Below are 17353 nucleotides of genomic sequence, written 5' to 3' on the forward strand. Positions count from 1 at the left end.
ATATACTGCTTCATATGAATGGGAAGCAGAGATGTTAGCATTTGGAAATATAGCCGACGTGCTGGGGCTGTCGCCCAAGGAAACGGCTGCACGGTCGCCATTCGGGCTGATGGCTCGAATTGAAGGCGGGTTGCCAATCGGCGCGCTGGAACGCGTCTCACAATTGCTGGCACCGGCCGATGCCCAATTCAAATACCGCCTCGTTCCAAAGGCAACCTATGAACGTCGCAAGAGGGGCGCTCTTCGACTGTCTTCGGAGGAGGGCATGCGGGTAGCACGGGTGGCTCGTGCATGGGACTTGGCCCTCGACGTCTGGAAGATCGAAGATCAGGCTCGTGACTTTCTATTTCGACCTCATCCCATGCTGGAAGACCGACGCCCGATCGAAATGGTCATCCAAAACGAGATCGGCGCCGAGCTGGTGATCGATATCCTTGCAGGCCTGAAATACGGCACTGCCGCTTGAAGGCGCAGATACTCGATCGGACGCTGCCGTGCTTCAGGATCGGCGATCCTGCCGGCACCTATCCGATCTTTGACGCGACGGGCTCGACAATCGCGCCTGGCCGCTGGAACACGCCTGGCAGCCCAGTGATTTACACCGCGACCACTATTCGACAGCGTTGCTGGAAAAGCTGGTGCACGGCAGCGGCAGACTGCCGCCCAACCAGCACTACGTCCAGATCATGGTTCCGCGCGGGCTAAGCTACGAGATATTTTCGCAGCCGTCGCTGCCGGGGTGGGATATGATCCCGGCAAAGGTGAGGAAGGAATTCGGCGAGACGTGGTATGCCGAGCGCCGCAGCGCGATCTTGATCGTGCCAAGCCTCGTGGCTCGCCTCGACAACAACGTGTTGATCAATCCGACCCATCCGGAGTTTGCCTTGATCACAGCCAGCCTGCATCAACCCGTATATTGGGACAGTCGCCTGTTCGGCTCCTGAGCAAGTCAGGAGGGGCAGGTTCCTGCCTGCGGCGTCGATTGTTCAAACTCGTCAACGCCAGCCCAAGCCTGGGGCGACATGGGTCAGGATCGCCTCGATGACATGGGCATTGTAGTCGACGCCGAGCTGGTTGGGGACGGTAAGCAGCAGCGTATCGGCCTCGGCGATGGCTTCGTCGCCCTTTAGCTGCTCGATCAGGACGTCCGGTTCGGCGGCATAGGAGCGGCCGAACACCGCGCGTCTGTCTGCCTCGATGTAACCGAACTGATCTCCGCTCTCATTGCCGCCGAAATAGGCGCGGTCGCGATCGTCGACCAGCGCAAAAATGCTCCGGCTCACCGACACCCGCGGCTCGCGCGCGTGACCGGCCGACTTCCAGGCCTCACGAAAAGCGCGGATCTGTTCGGCCTGCTGGATGTGAAACGGCTTTCCGCCTTCATCGAATTTGAGCGTGGAGCTCTGCAGGTTCATCCCCAGTTTCGCCGCCCATTCGGCGGTGGCGTTTGTGGCGGCGCCCCACCAGATGCGCTCGCGCAGGCCCTCCGAGTGCGGCTCGACGCGAAGCAGGCCAGGCGGGTTGGGAAACATCGGCCGCGGGTTGGGCTGCGCAAAGCCTTTGCCCAGCAACACTTCGAGCAGCACTCCGGTGTGTCTGCGTGCCATGTCGGCATCGCTCTCGCCCTCTTGCGGGGCGTAGCCGAAGTAGCGCCATCCCTCGATTACCTGCTCCGGCGAGCCGCGGCTGATGCCCAGCTGCAGACGCCCTCCGGCGATCAGATCGGCGGCGCCGGCGTCCTCGGCCATGTAGAGGGGGTTCTCGTAACGCATGTCGATCACCGCCGTGCCGATCTCGATTCGGCTGGTCTTTGCGCCGACCGCCGCCAGCAGCGGGAAGGGCGAGGCGAGCTGGCGCGCGAAGTGATGCACGCGGAAATACGCCCCGTCAGCACCCAGTTCCTCGGCCGCGACGGCCAGGTCGACGGACTGCAAAAGCGCGTCGGCTGCCGTTCGCGTCTGCGATTGCGGCGAGGGCGTCCAATGCCCGAACGAGAGGAAACCAATCTTTTTCATGAGAACCAGCCTAAAGGGGAGCCAGGTGCAGACTATGCTGCGGCGCGCAGCAAAGCATCGCAAAATCGGTGCCGATGACCGCCTGCCTTGACGCGCAAAGCTTGAATCGGCGGTTGTTGATCAACGATGCCGACCGTGCCGAGCTGCCGTCGGACGCGAGTCCAGGAAGGTGCCGCGAACGCGAGCAATATCGCGATGAGGATCAACAGCGGTCCCATCCATTTGAAGCGAGTCCCAAAGTTGGTCCACCATGCCTGCTGCTGGCCGGGGCGAGCTTGGAACGGGTCCGCGAGAAATCCGAAGCCGACGCCAGCCATCCACAACCCGGCGCAGAACATGATGAACTCGTCGATGTATTCCGCGACCACGCTTCGAAACTTTCGAATTTATGCCGCCGCTACATGCGCCGAATTCGAGCCGATATAGTTACGGATCGTTTCGATGATCCGGTCCTGGTCAGCCTCGCTCAGATAGGGATGCATCGGCAGGCACAGGATGCGCTTCGGCAACTCTTCCGAAACGGCAAGGCCGGTCGGCGTGCGCGGATAATCGCGATAGGCAATCTGGCTGTGCAGCGGTTTCACATAGTAGATAACCGACGGAATGCCCTTTTCACCGAGATGTGCCTTGAGCCCGTCGCGTTTCGGCGTCTCGATGGCGTATTGCGCCCAGGCCGAGCGGCCGCCGCCCAGATTGCGCGCCGCCTTGACGATATCGCCGAGACCTTCGGCATAGCGATTGGCGACCGCTTGCCGCGCCACCATCTCGTCCTCGAGGATGGCCAGCTTCTCTATCAGGATCGCCGCCTGAAGCGTATCGAGCCGTGAATTGATGCCGACGCGGACATTGTCGTATTGCGTTTCGCCCTTGCCGTGAAAGGCGAACGAGCGCAGCTGTTCGGCCAGCGCATCGTCATTGGTGAACATCGCACCGCCGTCGCCATAGCAGCCGAGCGGCTTTGCCGGATAGAAGCTGGTCGAGCCGACGGTGCCGAACGAGCCGCACATCTTGCCGTGAGCCGAGCCGCCGGTCGCCTGCGCCGCATCCTCGATGACCATCAGGCCTTCGCGATCGGCGATGGCCATGATCGCCTCGTAATCGGCGGCGAGGCCGAACAGGTCGACGGGAATGATTGCCTTCGGCCTCAGCCGGCCCTCCGCCTTGATCATGGCGATTGCCGCCTCGAGGCTGGCGATGTCGATATTGTAGCTGTCGGCATCGACATCGACGAACACCGGTTCGGCTTTGGTCAGCGCCACCACTTCGGCCGTGGCGGCGAAGGTGAAGCTCGGCACGAACACCGCGTCGCCCGGGCCGATGCCGGCGGCAAACAGCGGCAGCAGCAGCGCATCGGTGCCGTTGGCGCAAGCGACCACATGCTTGGTGCCGATATAGGCGGCGAGCTTGTTTTCGAATTCGGTGACCTGAGGTCCGAGAATATAGCGGCCTTCGTCGACAACCCGGTCGATTGCCGCTTTCAGCCTGTCGCGGATGCGTTCGCGCTGGGCGCCAAGATCGATGAACTGCATGTCGGCCTCAAACGGTTTAGCCAGATAACCGGCCGCTGGTAGCAGACTTGGCACGGCCGAGAAAGCCGCAGGGCAAAACCCTGAATTGCTCAAGTGTCGCAGCCTGTTACCCCTGATTTCCGATCTGCCCTTTAAACGCGGGGAAATCCGGGCTTCGGCCGGCCTGATACAGGCTTCGCATCCCGCCCGCCAGGCTGGACGAAACATAAAGTGATCGCCGGTGAGCAGTCCATGGGCTGCGCACCAGCCGGTCAAGCGAGTTCATGCCGCCATGGCGGATTGGCGCCGGCCCGCGATACCGTCACCGCCGCGGCCTTGGCGCCGAGCGTCAGCGCCTTTTGGATGGCGTCTTCCGGCAAACTGGCGATTGCCGTCTTCGACAGCAGGCCCTGTTCGTGCAAGGAGGCAAGAATGCCGGCATTGAATGTGTCGCCGGCGCCGACCGTATCGACCACTTCGACCTTGTCCGGCACGACGGTGACCCGGTGCTGGCTGCTGTAACCGACCGCGCCCTCGCTGCCATGGGTGACGACGATCAGCTTCGGACCGCGATCCAACCAGTTCCGGACGACGTCCTCATGCGAGCCGGCTTCGCCGAACCAGTTCAGATCCTCGTCCGACAGTTTCACGATGTCGGCCATCGCCATCATGTTGCGGATGCGCCTGAGGTGCTTGGCCTTGTCGGGAATGAAGTTTGGCCGGATGTTGGGGTCGAGCATCATCACGCGGCGCTCATGCTCGCGCCGCATGAACTCCTCATAGGCCGATCCGGCCGGCTCCGAGATCAGGCTGATGGCGCCGAACAGCATAGCCTCGATCTCGCTGCCGAGTTCCGGCAGGTCCTCGATGGTCAGCATGCGTCCGGCGGTGTTCTCGTCATAGAATGTATAGGTCGCTTGGCCGTTGGTGAGCCGCACGAAGGCGAGCGTGGTCGGCCGTGGCGAGGTGTGCGCATAGGTGGAACTGACCTTGCTGGCCCCCAGCGCCTCCCTGAACTGCCCGCCGAACAGATCCGACGACAGGCCGGAGAAGAAGCCGGCCGGCGCGCCGAGCCGGCCGAGCGCAATGGCCGAGTTGAAGACGGCACCGCCGACATAGGGCGCAAAGGCCGGCTCGCCCTCCGTCGTGGTGCGCGGCAGCATGTCGATCAGGGCTTCGCCGCAGCAGAGGATCATGAAGTCTTGCTTTCCGGCGGATAGATCACGCCCTTGCGAATGATGATGTTGGCATAAAGCCGCGGCTCGCTTGTCGCGACGATCGCGTGCGCGGCCTTGACCCGTGCATAGAAGTCGGCGCCGGCAAGCGCAACCACCTTGCGGCCCGGCGCACGCCTGGCGCAGATCGCTTCCATCTCATGGTGAACCGGATCGGCGAGCAGGGGATCGCCTTTGGCCGAGGCGCGAAACAGCGCCTGCGGCACGGCGTCGTCGACCGGCAATACGCTCAATACCGCATCGAGCACGGGGACGAGATGATGACCGTCGGCGCGGATCAGCCGCTGTGCCTGCTGCTCGGCCGGGTAGTTGCCGTCGACCAAGGCGATCTCGTCGCCATGGCCCATGGCGCGCAATATCGCCAGAAGCTCGGGGCCGAGCAGCGCCGGGATGCCGATCAGCATGCTCAGAAGCTCCGGGAAATCGTGGTCGAGCCGATGAGGAAGCGCTCCGACAGAGGCAGGCTGGCGCCACCCAGCGCCCGCGCATGGATGCCGACGGTTCCCTCGCGAACGGCCGGCAGCCTCAGGCCTTCGCCGTCGATCCGGCCGATGGCTTGGATAACGGCATCGACAAGCCGCCGGCGCACGGCAAGCGGCATCCATCCGTCGATCACCGCGGCTTCGAAGTCAATGACGGAGGAGGCCGAAACGATGGCATAGGCAAGCGCCTGCGAGGCGCTGGCGATCCAGTCGTCAAGCTCGGCGCCGAGCTCGCCCCAGTCCCCCGGTGATGTCCACAGATGCGAGGCCTCGATGCCGCGCGCGTTGAGCGCCTTTTCCAGCATGGCGATCGACGCCACGTCGATCAACTGCGTCGGCTTGCCGTCCGGCCCAGGCACCGGCATCGAGCCCAGCGCGCCGGCATTGCCGGTTGGGCCGCCAAACAACCGGCCGTTCAGCACGATGCCGCCGCCGGCAAAGGCGCCGATATAGAAATAGACGAAATCGCGTGCCGCACCCGCCGCGTGGCCGAACACGAGCTCGGCGCCGCAAGCCGAGGTGGCGTCGTTCTGCAGATAGACTGGAAATTCGCATTGCGCCTGGATATCGGCGCGGATGTCGCGATGGCGCCATTCGTCCATGATTTCGCGCGGTGCGCCGGCGGTGTCGGCCCAGTTCCACAATTCGAACGGCATGGCGATGCCAAGCCCGGCGATGCGTTTGTCCTGCGCCGGGGTGAGTTCGCTGCGCATCTTCTTCATGCCGCTCGTGACGAATTCCACCGTCTCGCGCGGCGCCGGATAGCGGTATGAATGCTGCAGCATCGAGCGCACATTGCCGAGGAAATCGATCAGCACCAGCTCGGCGCTGCGGCGGCCGATCTTCAGGCCGATGAAATAGGCGCCGTCGGGATTGAGCGCCATGGGTATCGAGGGCTGGCCGATCTTGCCGCGCAACGGCGCCTGGCGGACGAGCAGGTCGTCCTCCTCCAGCTCGCGCATGATAACGGACACTGTCTGCGCCGAAAGGCCCGTCATGCGCGCAATATCGGATTTGGCCAGGCTGCCGTGCTGACGCACCAGCGACAGCACCAGCCGCTCATTGTGGTCCCGCATGCCGCTTTGATTGGTGCCGCGGTGCAGGCGGCTTTCGGCCGCATCGGGCGAACCGTGCCTCGTAACGCCGGTCTCCACCCCTGTTCCTCCCGTCGTTTCCCCTCAATGCTTTTGGTCTAGAGTGGGTGAACAATCCTGCGATGTCAATAATAAATAAGAGTGATTTAATTATTGACAGTGCTGGCGGACTGGTGTCTCTTGAGATCGGCGTCGACACTGGGAGATTTCGTCGGACGCGCTGCAGATGCCGGTTGGCCGGCATCCTAAATGGTTCCATGGGAGGAAAATCGTGACCACGTCAAAACTGTTGAAATCCACCGTGTTTGCCGCGGCCGGACTGAGCCTGATGGCCTTTGCGTCGACGGCATCGGCCGCCGGGGTCGGCGCCTGCTTGATCACCAAGACCGACACCAATCCCTTCTTCGTCAAGATGAAGGAAGGTGCCGCCGCGAAAGCCAAGGAAATTGGTGTCGATCTGAAGGCCTACGCCGGCAAGGCGGAAGGCGACAATGAGGGCCAGGTTGCGGCGATCGAATCCTGCATCGCCGACGGCGCCAAGGGCATTTTGATCACCGCCACCGACACTGCGGCCATCGTGCCGGCGGTGAAGAAGGCGCGTGATGCAGGGGTGCTGGTGATCGCTCTGGACACCCAGCTCGAGCCTGCCGACGCCGCGGATGCGACGTTTGCGACCGACAATTTCAAGGCCGGCGAGCTTATCGGCTCCTGGGCAAAGGCCACCTTGGGCGACAAGGCCAAGGACGCGCACATCGCCTACATGGATCTTATCGCCAGCCAGCCCTCCGTCGACGTGCAGCGTGATCAGGGCTTCATGAAGGGCTTCGGCATCGACCTCGGCGATCCCAACAAGATCGGCGACGAAACCGACGCACGCAATGTCTGTCACGATCTGTCGAGTGGCAATGAGGATGGCGGGCACACTGCCATGGAGAATTGCCTGCAGAAGGATCCGGATATCAACGTCGTCTACACCATCAACGAACCTGCGGCCGCGGGCGCCTACCAGGCGCTGAAGGCCGTCGGCAAGGAGAAGGACGTCCTGATTGTCTCGGTCGATGGCGGCTGCCCGGGTGTCAAGAACGTTGCCGAGGGCGTGATCGGCGCCACTTCACAGCAATATCCACTGCTCATGGCCTCGCTCGGTATCGAGGCGATCAAGACCTTTGCCGACAGCGGCAAGAAGCCTGAGCCGTCGCCCGGTCTGAACTTCTACAACACCGGCGTGACGCTGATCACCGACAAGCCTGCCGCCGGCATCGAATCCATTGACACGAAGCAAGGCCTCAGCAAGTGCTGGGGTTGATTTGATCCCCTGATCGGCTCAACTTCAAAAGAACAATAGAGAATGTGGAGCGGTTTCGGCCGCTCCACATCACAGGCGGGGAGGCCGACTTGAGCGTCGAAACAACCAGGAGCAAGGGACCGCAGGAATTCGAGACGGTCCTGGCCACTAGCGACACCAGCGTCGCTTCATTCGAGACGCATTCCCGCTCGACGCTCGAGAGCATCCAGCACCGCTTGCACAAAAGCCCTGCCATGGTGCCCCTGATCATCCTGATCATCTCGGTGGCTCTGTTCGCAGTGGTCGTCGGCGGACGCTTCTTTTCTCCTTTCACCCTCACCCTGATCCTCCAGCAGGTGGCGATAACCGGCATGGTCGGCATCGCGCAGACACTGGTGGTGCTCACCGCCGGCATCGACCTGTCCGTCGGTGCCATCATGGTGCTGAGCTCGGTCGTCATGGGCCAGTTTGCCATGCACTACGGTGTCCCAGCGCCGGTGGCCGTTGCCGTCGGGCTGCTTGTCGGCGCGATTTGCGGCTTGATCAACGGCATTCTCATCGCCTGGGTGAAACTGCCGCCCTTCATCGTGACGCTCGGCACCTGGTCGATCTACGCTGCCATCAACTTCATCTATTCCGGTAACGAGACCATCCGCAGCCAGGATCTCGAGACGACGGCGCCGCTGCTGCAGTTTTTCGGCGGATCGTTCAGGATCGGGGGCGCCGTCTTCACGTATGGCGTGCTGTTGGTGCTGATCATGGCGGCAATTGCCTGGTACGTGCTCAATCACACCGCGTGGGGCCGGCATGTCTATGCGGTCGGCGACGACCCGGAGGCCGCGGAGCTGTCGGGTGTGCGCGTCAGCCGGATGCTGGTCGCGGTCTACACGCTGACTGGTATCATTTGCGCCATCGCCGGCTGGGCCCTGATCGGTCGCATCGGATCGGTCTCGCCGCAGGCCGGGCAGTTCGAGAACATCAATTCGATTACCGCCGTGGTGATCGGCGGCACTTCGCTGTTCGGCGGCCGCGGCTCCATCCTCGGGACCATCTTCGGTGCGCTGATCGTCGGCGTGTTCGCGCTCGGCCTCAGGCTTTGGGGGACAGATCCGCAATGGACGCAATTGTCCGTCGGCGCCCTTATCATCATCGCTGTTGGTATCGACCAGTGGATCAGGAAGATCTCGGCATGAACCAGACTCACGAACCGATCCTTACCGCGCGCAGCCTGGTCAAGCGCTACGGCCGCGTCACCGCTCTCGACAGCGCAGACTTCGACCTCTATCCGGGCGAAATCCTTGCTGTCATTGGCGACAACGGCGCCGGCAAGTCGTCGCTTATCAAAGCCATTTCCGGAGCGGTCACCCCGGACGAAGGTGAGATACGGCTTGAAGGCAAGCCTATTGCCTTCAAATCGCCGATGGAGGCGCGCGAGGCCGGCATCGAGACCGTCTACCAGAACCTGGCTCTGTCGCCGGCGCTGTCTATCGCCGACAACATGTTCCTCGGCCGCGAGATCCGCAAGCCCGGGTTCCTCGGCGAATGGCTGCGCATGCTCGACCGTCCGGCGATGGAAAAGCGTGCCCGCGACAAGCTCACCGAACTTGGCCTGATGACGATCCAGAACATCAGCCAGGCGGTGGAAACGCTCTCCGGCGGCCAGCGCCAAGGCGTGGCGGTGGCCCGCGCCGCCGCCTTCGGCTCGAAGATGGTCATCATGGATGAGCCGACGGCCGCGCTCGGCGTCAAGGAGAGCCGCCGCGTGCTCGAACTCATACTCGACGTCAAACGCCGAGGCCTGCCTATCGTGCTGATTTCACACAATATGCCGCATGTCTTCGAGGTGGCCGACCGCATCCACATTCATCGGCTCGGCCGTCGCCTGTGTGTCATCGATCCGAAGCAGTATACGATGTCCGACGCCGTCGCCTTCATGACCGGCGCCAAGGTGCCGCCGGAAGCGGCGCTGGCGGCCTGAGCAAGAACTTGAGGCCCATCGCCGAGGGACCCGAACGCGATGTTTCCAAATGCCAAATTGCCGCAGGGCAACCCGGCTTGCGATCACCCGAATCGATTGAACATCCGGTGGGATGCACTAGCATTGGCAGAGATGGTGAAAGCCGCATGATCCTGGCAACGTCACGAGAGGCAGCATGACGCGCGCGATGACAACCGAAGCTCCTCTGCCCACGCTCAAAAACCCGGATCCCAAGACGCTCGCCGAAGAAGTCTTGCAAGCCCTCAAATACAGGGTCGGCAAGGGCACCAACGTTGCAACCCAGTACGATTGGCTCACCGCCTCGATCAAGGTTGTACGCGACCGCATAGTCGATCACTGGATGCAGGCGACCCAAGAGGCCTACGCCCAGCAGGAAAAGCGCGTTTACTACCTGTCACTGGAATTCCTCATCGGCCGCCTGATGCGCGATGCCTTCTCCAATCTCGGCCTGATGGACAATATGCGCGAGGCGCTGTCGTCGCTTGGCGTCGACCTCGACATCATTGCAGCGCTCGAACCGGACGCTGCGCTTGGCAATGGCGGTCTTGGCCGGCTCGCCGCCTGCTTCATGGAAAGCATGGCGACCGTCAATATCCCCGCGCATGGCTACGGCATCCGCTACGCCAACGGCATGTTTCGGCAGGAGATCCATGACGGCTGGCAGGTGGAGCTGCCCGAGACGTGGCTCGATCACGGCAATCCCTGGGAGTTCGAGCGCCGCGAACGCTCCTTCGAGGTCGGCTTCGGCGGCTCGGTGGAATCGGTCACGTCGAAGGACGGCAGGCTCGAGCGCCATGTCTGGAAGCCGACCGAACATGTTCTGGCCGTTGCCTACGATACGCCGGTTGTTGGCTGGCGGGCCAACCGTGTCAACACGCTGCGGCTGTGGTCCGGCATGCCGATCGATCCGATCCTGCTCGACAAGTTCAACGCCGGCGATCACATCGGCGCGCTCGCCGAAAGCAACAAGGCCGATGCGTTGTCGCGCGTCCTTTACCCGGCCGATTCCCACAAGGCCGGCCAGGAGCTGCGGCTCAGGCAGGAGTATTTCTTCTCCACCGCCTCGCTGCAGGACATCGTCCAGCGCCATCTCAGCCAGTATGGCGACCTGCAATCGCTGCCCGACAAGGCGGCGATCCATCTCAACGACACCCATCCGGCCATCGCCGTCCCCGAGTTGATGCGCTTGTTGATGGATGTCCACGGCATGGATTTCGACCAGGCCTGGAGCATCACCAAGCGCACCTTCGGCTACACCAACCACACGCTGCTTCCCGAAGCGCTGGAAAGCTGGCCCGTCCCGCTATTCGAGCGGCTGTTGCCGCGCCACATGCAGATCGTCTACGCCATCAACGCCGAAGTGCTGCTCGAGGCGCGCGCCTCCGACCAATTCTCGGACGAACAAATCAGCCGCATCTCGCTGATCCAGGAAAATGGCGATCGCCGCGTGCGCATGGGCAATCTGGCCTTTGTCGGCTCGCACTCGATCAACGGCGTCTCTGCCCTGCACACGGAATTGATGAAGGAGACGGTGTTTGCCGACCTCCACAGGCTCTACCCGGATCGCATCAACAACAAGACCAACGGGATCACACCGCGGCGCTGGCTGATACAGTGCAATCCCGGCCTCACTGCACTCACCCGAGAGGCGATCGGCGACAGCTTCCTCGACGACATCGACGAGATAAAGCGGCTTGATCCTTTCGCTGAGGACGCAGCCTTCCGCGACAAGTTCGCCGCCGTCAAACGGGCGAACAAGACGAGGCTTGCCAATCTCGTTGCCGACCGGCTCGGCATCAAGGTCGACCCATCGGCGCTGTTCGACATCCAGGTCAAGCGCATCCACGAATACAAGCGCCAGCTCTTGAACATTCTCGAAGCGGTCGCGCTCTACGACCAGATCCGCTCGCATCCGGAGCGCGACTGGATGCCTCGCGTCAAATTCTTCGGCGGCAAGGCGGCGCCCAGCTACCACAACGCCAAGCTGATCATCAAACTTGCCAACGACGTCGCCAGGGTCATCAACCGCGACCCGGCGGTGCGCGGTTTGCTGAAAGTGGTGTTCGTGCCGAACTACAATGTCAGCCTTGCCGAGATCATGATGCCGGCCGCCGATCTTTCGGAGCAGATATCGACCGCCGGCATGGAAGCGTCCGGCACCGGCAACATGAAGTTCGCGCTGAACGGCGCGCTGACCATCGGCACGCTCGACGGCGCCAATGTCGAGATCAAGGGATGCGTGGGCGACGACAATATCTTCATCTTCGGCCTGACCACCGATGAGGTCGCCGAGCGACGCAACAATGGTTACGATCCGCGCGCTGTGATCGAGGGATCGCCTGAATTGGCGCAGGCGCTGGCCGCGGTTTCATCCGGAGTCTTTTCACCTGACGATCCGGACCGTTATCGCGACCTGATCAACGGTCTTTACCAGAGCGACTGGTTCATGGTCGCCGCGGATTTCGATGCCTACGCCGCCACCCAGCGCGACGTCGATGGCGTCTGGCGCAACAGCCCGGACTGGTACGCCAGAGCCATCCGCAATGTCGCGCGCGTCGGCTGGTTCTCGTCCGATCGAACGATCCGCCAATATGCGAAAGACATCTGGCACGTGCCCGCCTGATGTGATTGCATGAGACCAGGAACAATGTGGCCCTAGTGGAGTGATTTGACCCTCGCATCCCTTGGAGGGTAAGGCGGCATGCGAATGTCGAATTCAAAACTCCACTAGAAACATACACTTGGTGCCCGGGGAGGGTCACTGCCTGATGAGCAAGCCGCGCGCGACCGTTGCGACAAGCGGGCCGGACGGACTGGCGCCAACCGGCGATGTCGCGGCGATTGTCGCCGGCACGCACGGCGATCCGTTTGCCGTGCTTGGCGTGCATGAGGCGGGAAAGGGCTTTGTCGCCCGCTGCTTCGTCCCTCATGCCGAGTTCGTCACCGCCTATACGCTGACCGACAAGAAGGCCGGCGAGCTGTCGAGACGCGACGACCGCGGTTTCTTCGAAGGCAAACTGTCGCTGCGCAAACGCCAGCCGCTGCGCTATCACGCCAGGAATTCCGGCGGTGACTGGTGGCTGACCGATCCATATTCCTTCGGTCCCGTGCTCGGCCCGCTGGACGATTATTACATCGCCGAAGGGTCGCATCTCAGGCTGTTCGACAAGCTCGGCGCCCATCTCATCGACCATGAAGGTGCATCGGGTGTGCATTTTGCGGTGTGGGCGCCCAATGCAAGGCGCGTCTCGGTGGTCGGCGACTTCAACGAGTGGGACGGCCGCAGGCATACCATGCGCGTCCGCGGCGACACCGGCATCTGGGAGCTGTTCATTCCCGACATCGGCGCTGGCCGCCCATATAAGTATGAAATCATCGGGCCGGATGGCGTGAGATTGCCGCTCAAAGCCGATCCGTTCGCCTTCAAGTCCGAACTGCGCCCGGCCACCGCCTCGGTGACGGCACTGCCGCCGGCGCACGAATGGGGCGACGAGGCGCACCGGAACTACTGGCGCAATGCCGACCACAGGCGCGAAGCCGTATCGATCTACGAGGTCCATGCCGGGTCGTGGCGGCTTCACGACGACGGCAGCTTCCTGTCGTGGGATGAGCTCGCCGACAGGCTGATCCCTTACGTGGTCGAGACCGGTTTTACCCACATCGAATTCATGCCGATCTCCGAACACCCTTATGACCCGTCCTGGGGCTACCAGACGACGGGTCTCTATGCGCCGACTGCCCGCTTTGGCGATCCGGACGGTTTTGCCCGCTTCGTCGACGGCGCCCACCGTGCAGGCATCGGCGTCATCCTCGACTGGGTGCCGGCGCATTTCCCGGTTGACGAACACGGTCTGGCAAAGTTCGACGGTACCGCGCTCTACGAACATGCCGATCCGCGCAAGGGCTTCCATCCCGACTGGAACACCGCGATCTATAATTTTGGGCGCCGCGAAGTGATTTCGTTCCTGGTCAACAATGCGCTGTTCTGGGCCGAGAAATATCACGTCGACGGACTGCGCGTCGATGCGGTCGCCTCGATGCTTTATCTCGATTATTCTCGCAAGGCCGGTGAATGGATTCCCAACGAGAAGGGCGGGCGGGAGAACCTCGAAGCGGTCAGCTTCCTGCAGCGTATGAACAAGGAGGTCTACGGCCACCATCCAGGTGTGATGACCATCGCCGAGGAATCAACCTCGTGGCCGAAAGTCTCGCAGCCGGTGCATGAAGGCGGACTGGGCTTCGGTTTTAAATGGAACATGGGCTTCATGCATGACACTTTGGAGTATTTCTCCAAGGAGCCGATCTTCCGCAAGCATCACCACAACGACATCACCTTCGGTCTGGTCTACGCCTTCAGCGAGAATTTCGTGCTGCCGCTGTCCCATGACGAAGTGGTGCACGGCAAGGGCACGCTGCTCAACAAGATGGCCGGCGACGACTGGCAGAAATTCGCGACGCTGCGCGCCTATTACGCGTTCATGTGGGGTTATCCCGGCAAGAAGCTGTTGTTCATGGGCCAGGAGTTCGCACAGCGCCGCGAGTGGAGCGAGGGGCGCGCGCTCGACTGGAACCTGCTCGATTTCCGGCTCCACCGCGGCGTCTGGCAGACGGTGCGCGATCTCAACTATCTCTACCGCTCGCGCCCCGCGCTGCATGCCCGCGACTGCGAGCCGGAGGGCTTTTCCTGGCTGATCGTCGACGACAGCGCGAACTCAGTATTTGCTTGGCTGCGCAGCGCGCCGGGCGGCAACCCGGTCGCCGTCATTTCCAACTTCACGCCGGTGCCGCGCGACAATTACCGCGTGCCGTTGCCGCACGCCGGAAAATGGCGCGAGATCATCAACACCGATGCCACGGATTATGGCGGTTCCGGCAAGGGCAATAGCGGCGTCGTCGAGGCTCGGTCGGAAGGAGGAGGCATTTCGGCGACGATGCTTTTGCCGCCGCTGTCGACGATCATGCTCGAATTCGTCCCGGACTGAGCTATGTCTGGAGCATCTAACCTGGGAGGATAGGAATGGCTGAAACAAAACGAACACAGCCGCTGGCACGCGACGCCATGGCTTATGTGCTGGCCGGCGGCCGTGGCAGCCGGCTCAAGGAACTGACCGACCGCCGCGCCAAACCGGCGGTCTATTTCGGCGGCAAGACCCGCATCATCGATTTCGCGCTCTCCAATGCGCTCAATTCCGGTATCCGCCGCCTCGGCGTCGCCACCCAGTACAAGGCGCATTCGCTGATCCGCCATCTGCAGCGCGGCTGGAACTTCCTGCGGCCCGAGCGCAACGAGAGTTTCGACATTTTGCCGGCCAGCCAGCGTGTGTCGGAAACGCAATGGTATGAGGGCACCGCCGACGCCGTGTACCAGAACATCGACATCATCGAGGCCTACGGGCCGGAATACATGGTCATCCTGGCCGGCGACCACATCTACAAGATGGACTACGAAATGATGCTGCGCCAGCATGTCGAGGCCGGCGCCGATGTCACCGTCGGCTGCCTCGAAGTGCCGCGCATGGAAGCCACCGGCTTCGGCGTCATGCATGTCGATCCCAAGGACACCATCATCTCCTTCATCGAAAAGCCCGCCGATCCGCCAGGCATTCCCGACAAGCCGGATTTTGCGCTGGCCTCGATGGGCATCTATGTGTTCAAGACCAAGTTCCTGATGGAGCAATTGCGTCGCGATGCGGCGGAGCCCGGCTCGAGCCGCGACTTCGGCAAGGACATCATCCCCTACATCGTCGAGCACGGAAAGGCGATCGCCCATCGCTTCGCCAAATCCTGCGTGCGCTCGACCGCCGAGAACGAGGCCTATTGGCGCGACGTCGGAACGGTCGACGCCTATTGGGAGGCCAATATCGACCTGACCGACATCACGCCGGAACTCGACCTTTACGACCGCGACTGGCCGATCTGGACTTATGCCGAGTTGAAGCCGCCGGCAAAGTTCGTGCATGACGAGGATGGCCGCCGCGGGTCGGCCGTGTCGTCTCTCGTGTCGGGCGATTGCATCGTTTCGGGCGCTTCGCTGAAGCGAAGCCTGATCTTCACCGGCGCGCGCATCAATTCCTATTCGACGCTGGAGGAGGTCGTCATGCTGCCGGACGTCCATGTCGGCCGCAACGCCAGGCTGAAGCGCGTGGTCATCGATCACGGCGTCAGGATCCCGGAGGGTCTGGTGGTCGGCGAGGATCCCGTCCTCGACGCCAAGCGTTTCCGCGTTTCGGAAAAAGGCATCTGCCTGGTGACGCAGGACATGATCAACAGGCTGGGATCGTAGTGCATGCAGGTTCTGTCGGTGGCGCCCGAGATCTTTCCGCTGGTCAAGACCGGCGGGCTCGCCGACGTAACCGGCGCCTTGCCCGTGGCATTGGCCGGCAAGGGCGTCACCATGCGCACGCTCGTCCCCGGCTATCCCCAGGTGATGGGAGCCTTCAGGAAAAAAAAGCCGGTTCAGCAATATCCGTTGCTGCAGGGCGGCAAGGCCTCAGTGCATGCCGTCCAGATCGCCGGGCTCGACCTGTTCGTGCTTGACGCGCCGCATCTTTTCGACCGTCCCGGCGGCCCATACGGCAACGCGACCGGCGCCGACTGGCCGGACAATTGGCGGCGGTTCGCGGCCTTGAGCCAGGTAGGCGGTGATATTGCCGGCGGCGCAATCTCGGGCTACCTGCCCGATATCGTCCATGCCCATGACTGGCAGTCGGCAATGACGCTCGCCTACATGCGCTACGGCAAGGCGGTCGGCACGCCGTCGATGATCACCGTGCACAACCTCGCCTTCCAGGGTCAGTTCGGCGCCGGCATCTTTGGCGAGCTTGGCCTGCCGGCGGCGGCGATGGCGCTCGACGGCGTCGAATATTACGGCGGCGTCGGCTTCCTCAAGGCCGGCCTGCAGGCGGCGTGGGCGATCACCACGGTCAGCCCGACCTATGCGCAGGAAATCCGCTTGCCCGAATTCGGCATGGGCCTCGACGGCCTGATCAACATGCGCTCCGTCGATCTCCATGGCATCGTCAACGGCATCGATACCGAGATATGGAACCCGGAAACCGACAAGCATCTGGTTTCCAACTACACCGCAAAGACGCTCAAGGCACGGATGCCCAACAAGGCCGCGGTCGAGGACCGCTTCAGCCTCGATCGCGATGACAGCCCGATCGTCTGCGTCATCAGCCGTTTGACCTGGCAAAAGGGCATGGACATATTGGCGGCGGCCGTCGACGGCATCGTTGCAAGAGGTGCGCGGCTGGCGATCCTCGGCTCCGGCGATGCCGGGCTCGAAGGCGCATTGCTTGCCGCCGCAGCCCGCCATCGCGGCCGCATCGGCGTCGTCGTCGGCTATGACGAGGGACTCTCCCACACCATGCAGGGCGGCAGCGACGCCATCATTATCCCATCGCGCTTCGAACCTTGCGGGCTGACACAGCTTTACGGCCTGCGCTATGGCTGCGTGCCGGTGGTCGCGCGCACCGGGGGCCTTGCCGACACGATCATCGATGCCAACGAAGCCGCCATCTCTGCCGGCGTTGCGACCGGTTTCCAGTTTGCGCCCGCCAATGCCGGCGCCTTGCTGCACGCCGTCCGCCGCCTTGTCGAGGCGCATGCCAATCCCGCAGTGTGGACGTCGATGCAGCGGCAAGGCATGAAGGCCGACGTTTCGTGGGACAAAAGCGCCGACAAATATGTCCAACACTATCGCTTGCTGCTTTCGAAAAGGGCTGCCTGACTG

The 17353-nt window shown here is 62.6% G+C and carries 13 protein-coding genes and 2 pseudogenes; 9 read left to right on the forward strand and 6 right to left on the reverse strand.

All coding sequences use genetic code 11. The features are described from left to right. Window positions 1–31 precede the first annotated feature (31 nt). Entirely contained in the window at window positions 32–466 is a 435-nt protein-coding gene (locus NKJ91_RS02090; RefSeq protein WP_352449224.1) for an antitoxin Xre-like helix-turn-helix domain-containing protein, read from the forward strand. Further along, window positions 463–944 (forward strand): annotated as a pseudogene (locus NKJ91_RS02095) (RES family NAD+ phosphorylase). Before NKJ91_RS02090 ends, NKJ91_RS02095 begins: the two are co-directional and overlap by 4 nt. Before the next feature lie 51 nt (window positions 945–995). On the opposite strand, the gene NKJ91_RS02100 reads toward NKJ91_RS02095, so the two are convergent. From NKJ91_RS02100 to NKJ91_RS02125, 6 genes and pseudogenes are all read right to left on the reverse strand, one after another. Next, the gene (locus tag NKJ91_RS02100; RefSeq protein ID WP_352454267.1) at window positions 996–2015 is read right to left on the reverse strand and encodes an LLM class flavin-dependent oxidoreductase; all 1020 of its coding nucleotides are present in this window, start codon (window positions 2013–2015) and stop codon (window positions 996–998) included. Window positions 2016–2185: 170 nt separating this feature from the next. After that, window positions 2186–2383 (reverse strand): annotated as a pseudogene (locus tag NKJ91_RS02105) (hypothetical protein); the annotation flags it as partial. Window positions 2384–2401: 18 nt separating this feature from the next. Next, window positions 2402–3544, reverse strand: a complete 1143-nt coding sequence (locus NKJ91_RS02110) for a DegT/DnrJ/EryC1/StrS family aminotransferase (RefSeq protein ID WP_352454268.1) — start codon at window positions 3542–3544, stop codon at window positions 2402–2404. Between the two features lie 251 nt (window positions 3545–3795). Next, window positions 3796–4719 carry a carbohydrate kinase family protein gene (locus NKJ91_RS02115; RefSeq protein WP_352454269.1) on the reverse strand — a complete coding sequence of 308 codons (924 nt, stop codon included), beginning with the start codon at window positions 4717–4719 and terminating at the stop codon, window positions 3796–3798. Next, on the reverse strand, window positions 4716–5162 hold the full coding sequence (locus NKJ91_RS02120) for an RbsD/FucU family protein (RefSeq protein WP_023679299.1): 447 nt from the start codon (window positions 5160–5162) through the stop codon (window positions 4716–4718). Before NKJ91_RS02120 ends, NKJ91_RS02115 begins: the two co-directional genes overlap by 4 nt. 2 nt (window positions 5163–5164) lie before the next feature. Continuing rightward, a complete protein-coding gene (locus NKJ91_RS02125) occupies window positions 5165–6394 on the reverse strand; it encodes an ROK family transcriptional regulator (protein WP_352454270.1) in 1230 nt (409 codons plus the stop codon). A gap of 229 nt (window positions 6395–6623) precedes the next feature. On the opposite strand from NKJ91_RS02125, the gene NKJ91_RS02130 reads away from it, so the two are divergent. The 7 genes from NKJ91_RS02130 (at window position 6624) to glgA (ending at window position 17350) form a co-directional block, all read left to right on the forward strand. Beyond that, a complete protein-coding gene (locus tag NKJ91_RS02130; RefSeq protein WP_352449223.1) occupies window positions 6624–7640 on the forward strand; it encodes a sugar ABC transporter substrate-binding protein in 1017 nt (338 codons plus the stop codon). Window positions 7641–7729: 89 nt separating this feature from the next. Next, window positions 7730–8812 carry an ABC transporter permease gene (locus tag NKJ91_RS02135; RefSeq protein ID WP_023679302.1) on the forward strand — a complete coding sequence of 361 codons (1083 nt, stop codon included), beginning with the start codon at window positions 7730–7732 and terminating at the stop codon, window positions 8810–8812. Continuing rightward, complete coding sequence (locus NKJ91_RS02140) at window positions 8809–9597, forward strand: ATP-binding cassette domain-containing protein (RefSeq protein ID WP_023679303.1); 789 nt, start codon at window positions 8809–8811, stop codon at window positions 9595–9597. Before NKJ91_RS02135 ends, NKJ91_RS02140 begins: the two co-directional genes overlap by 4 nt. A 175-nt stretch (window positions 9598–9772) precedes the next feature. Beyond that, a complete protein-coding gene (locus NKJ91_RS02145) occupies window positions 9773–12241 on the forward strand; it encodes a glycogen/starch/alpha-glucan phosphorylase (protein WP_352454271.1) in 2469 nt (822 codons plus the stop codon). A 145-nt stretch (window positions 12242–12386) separates the two neighbouring features. Beyond that, window positions 12387–14600, forward strand: a complete 2214-nt coding sequence (gene glgB, locus NKJ91_RS02150; RefSeq protein WP_352454272.1) for a 1,4-alpha-glucan branching protein GlgB — start codon at window positions 12387–12389, stop codon at window positions 14598–14600. A 35-nt stretch (window positions 14601–14635) separates the two neighbouring features. Further along, entirely contained in the window at window positions 14636–15901 is a 1266-nt protein-coding gene (glgC, locus tag NKJ91_RS02155) for a glucose-1-phosphate adenylyltransferase (RefSeq protein WP_023679306.1), read from the forward strand. A 3-nt stretch (window positions 15902–15904) separates the two neighbouring features. After that, window positions 15905–17350 (forward strand): glycogen synthase GlgA, encoded by a 1446-nt coding sequence (glgA, locus tag NKJ91_RS02160; RefSeq protein WP_352454273.1) that lies wholly within the window; start codon window positions 15905–15907, stop codon window positions 17348–17350. Window positions 17351–17353: the final 3 nt, after the last annotated feature.

The organism is Mesorhizobium sp. M0040 (assembly GCF_040323505.1).
Lineage (GTDB): Bacteria > Pseudomonadota > Alphaproteobacteria > Rhizobiales > Rhizobiaceae > Mesorhizobium.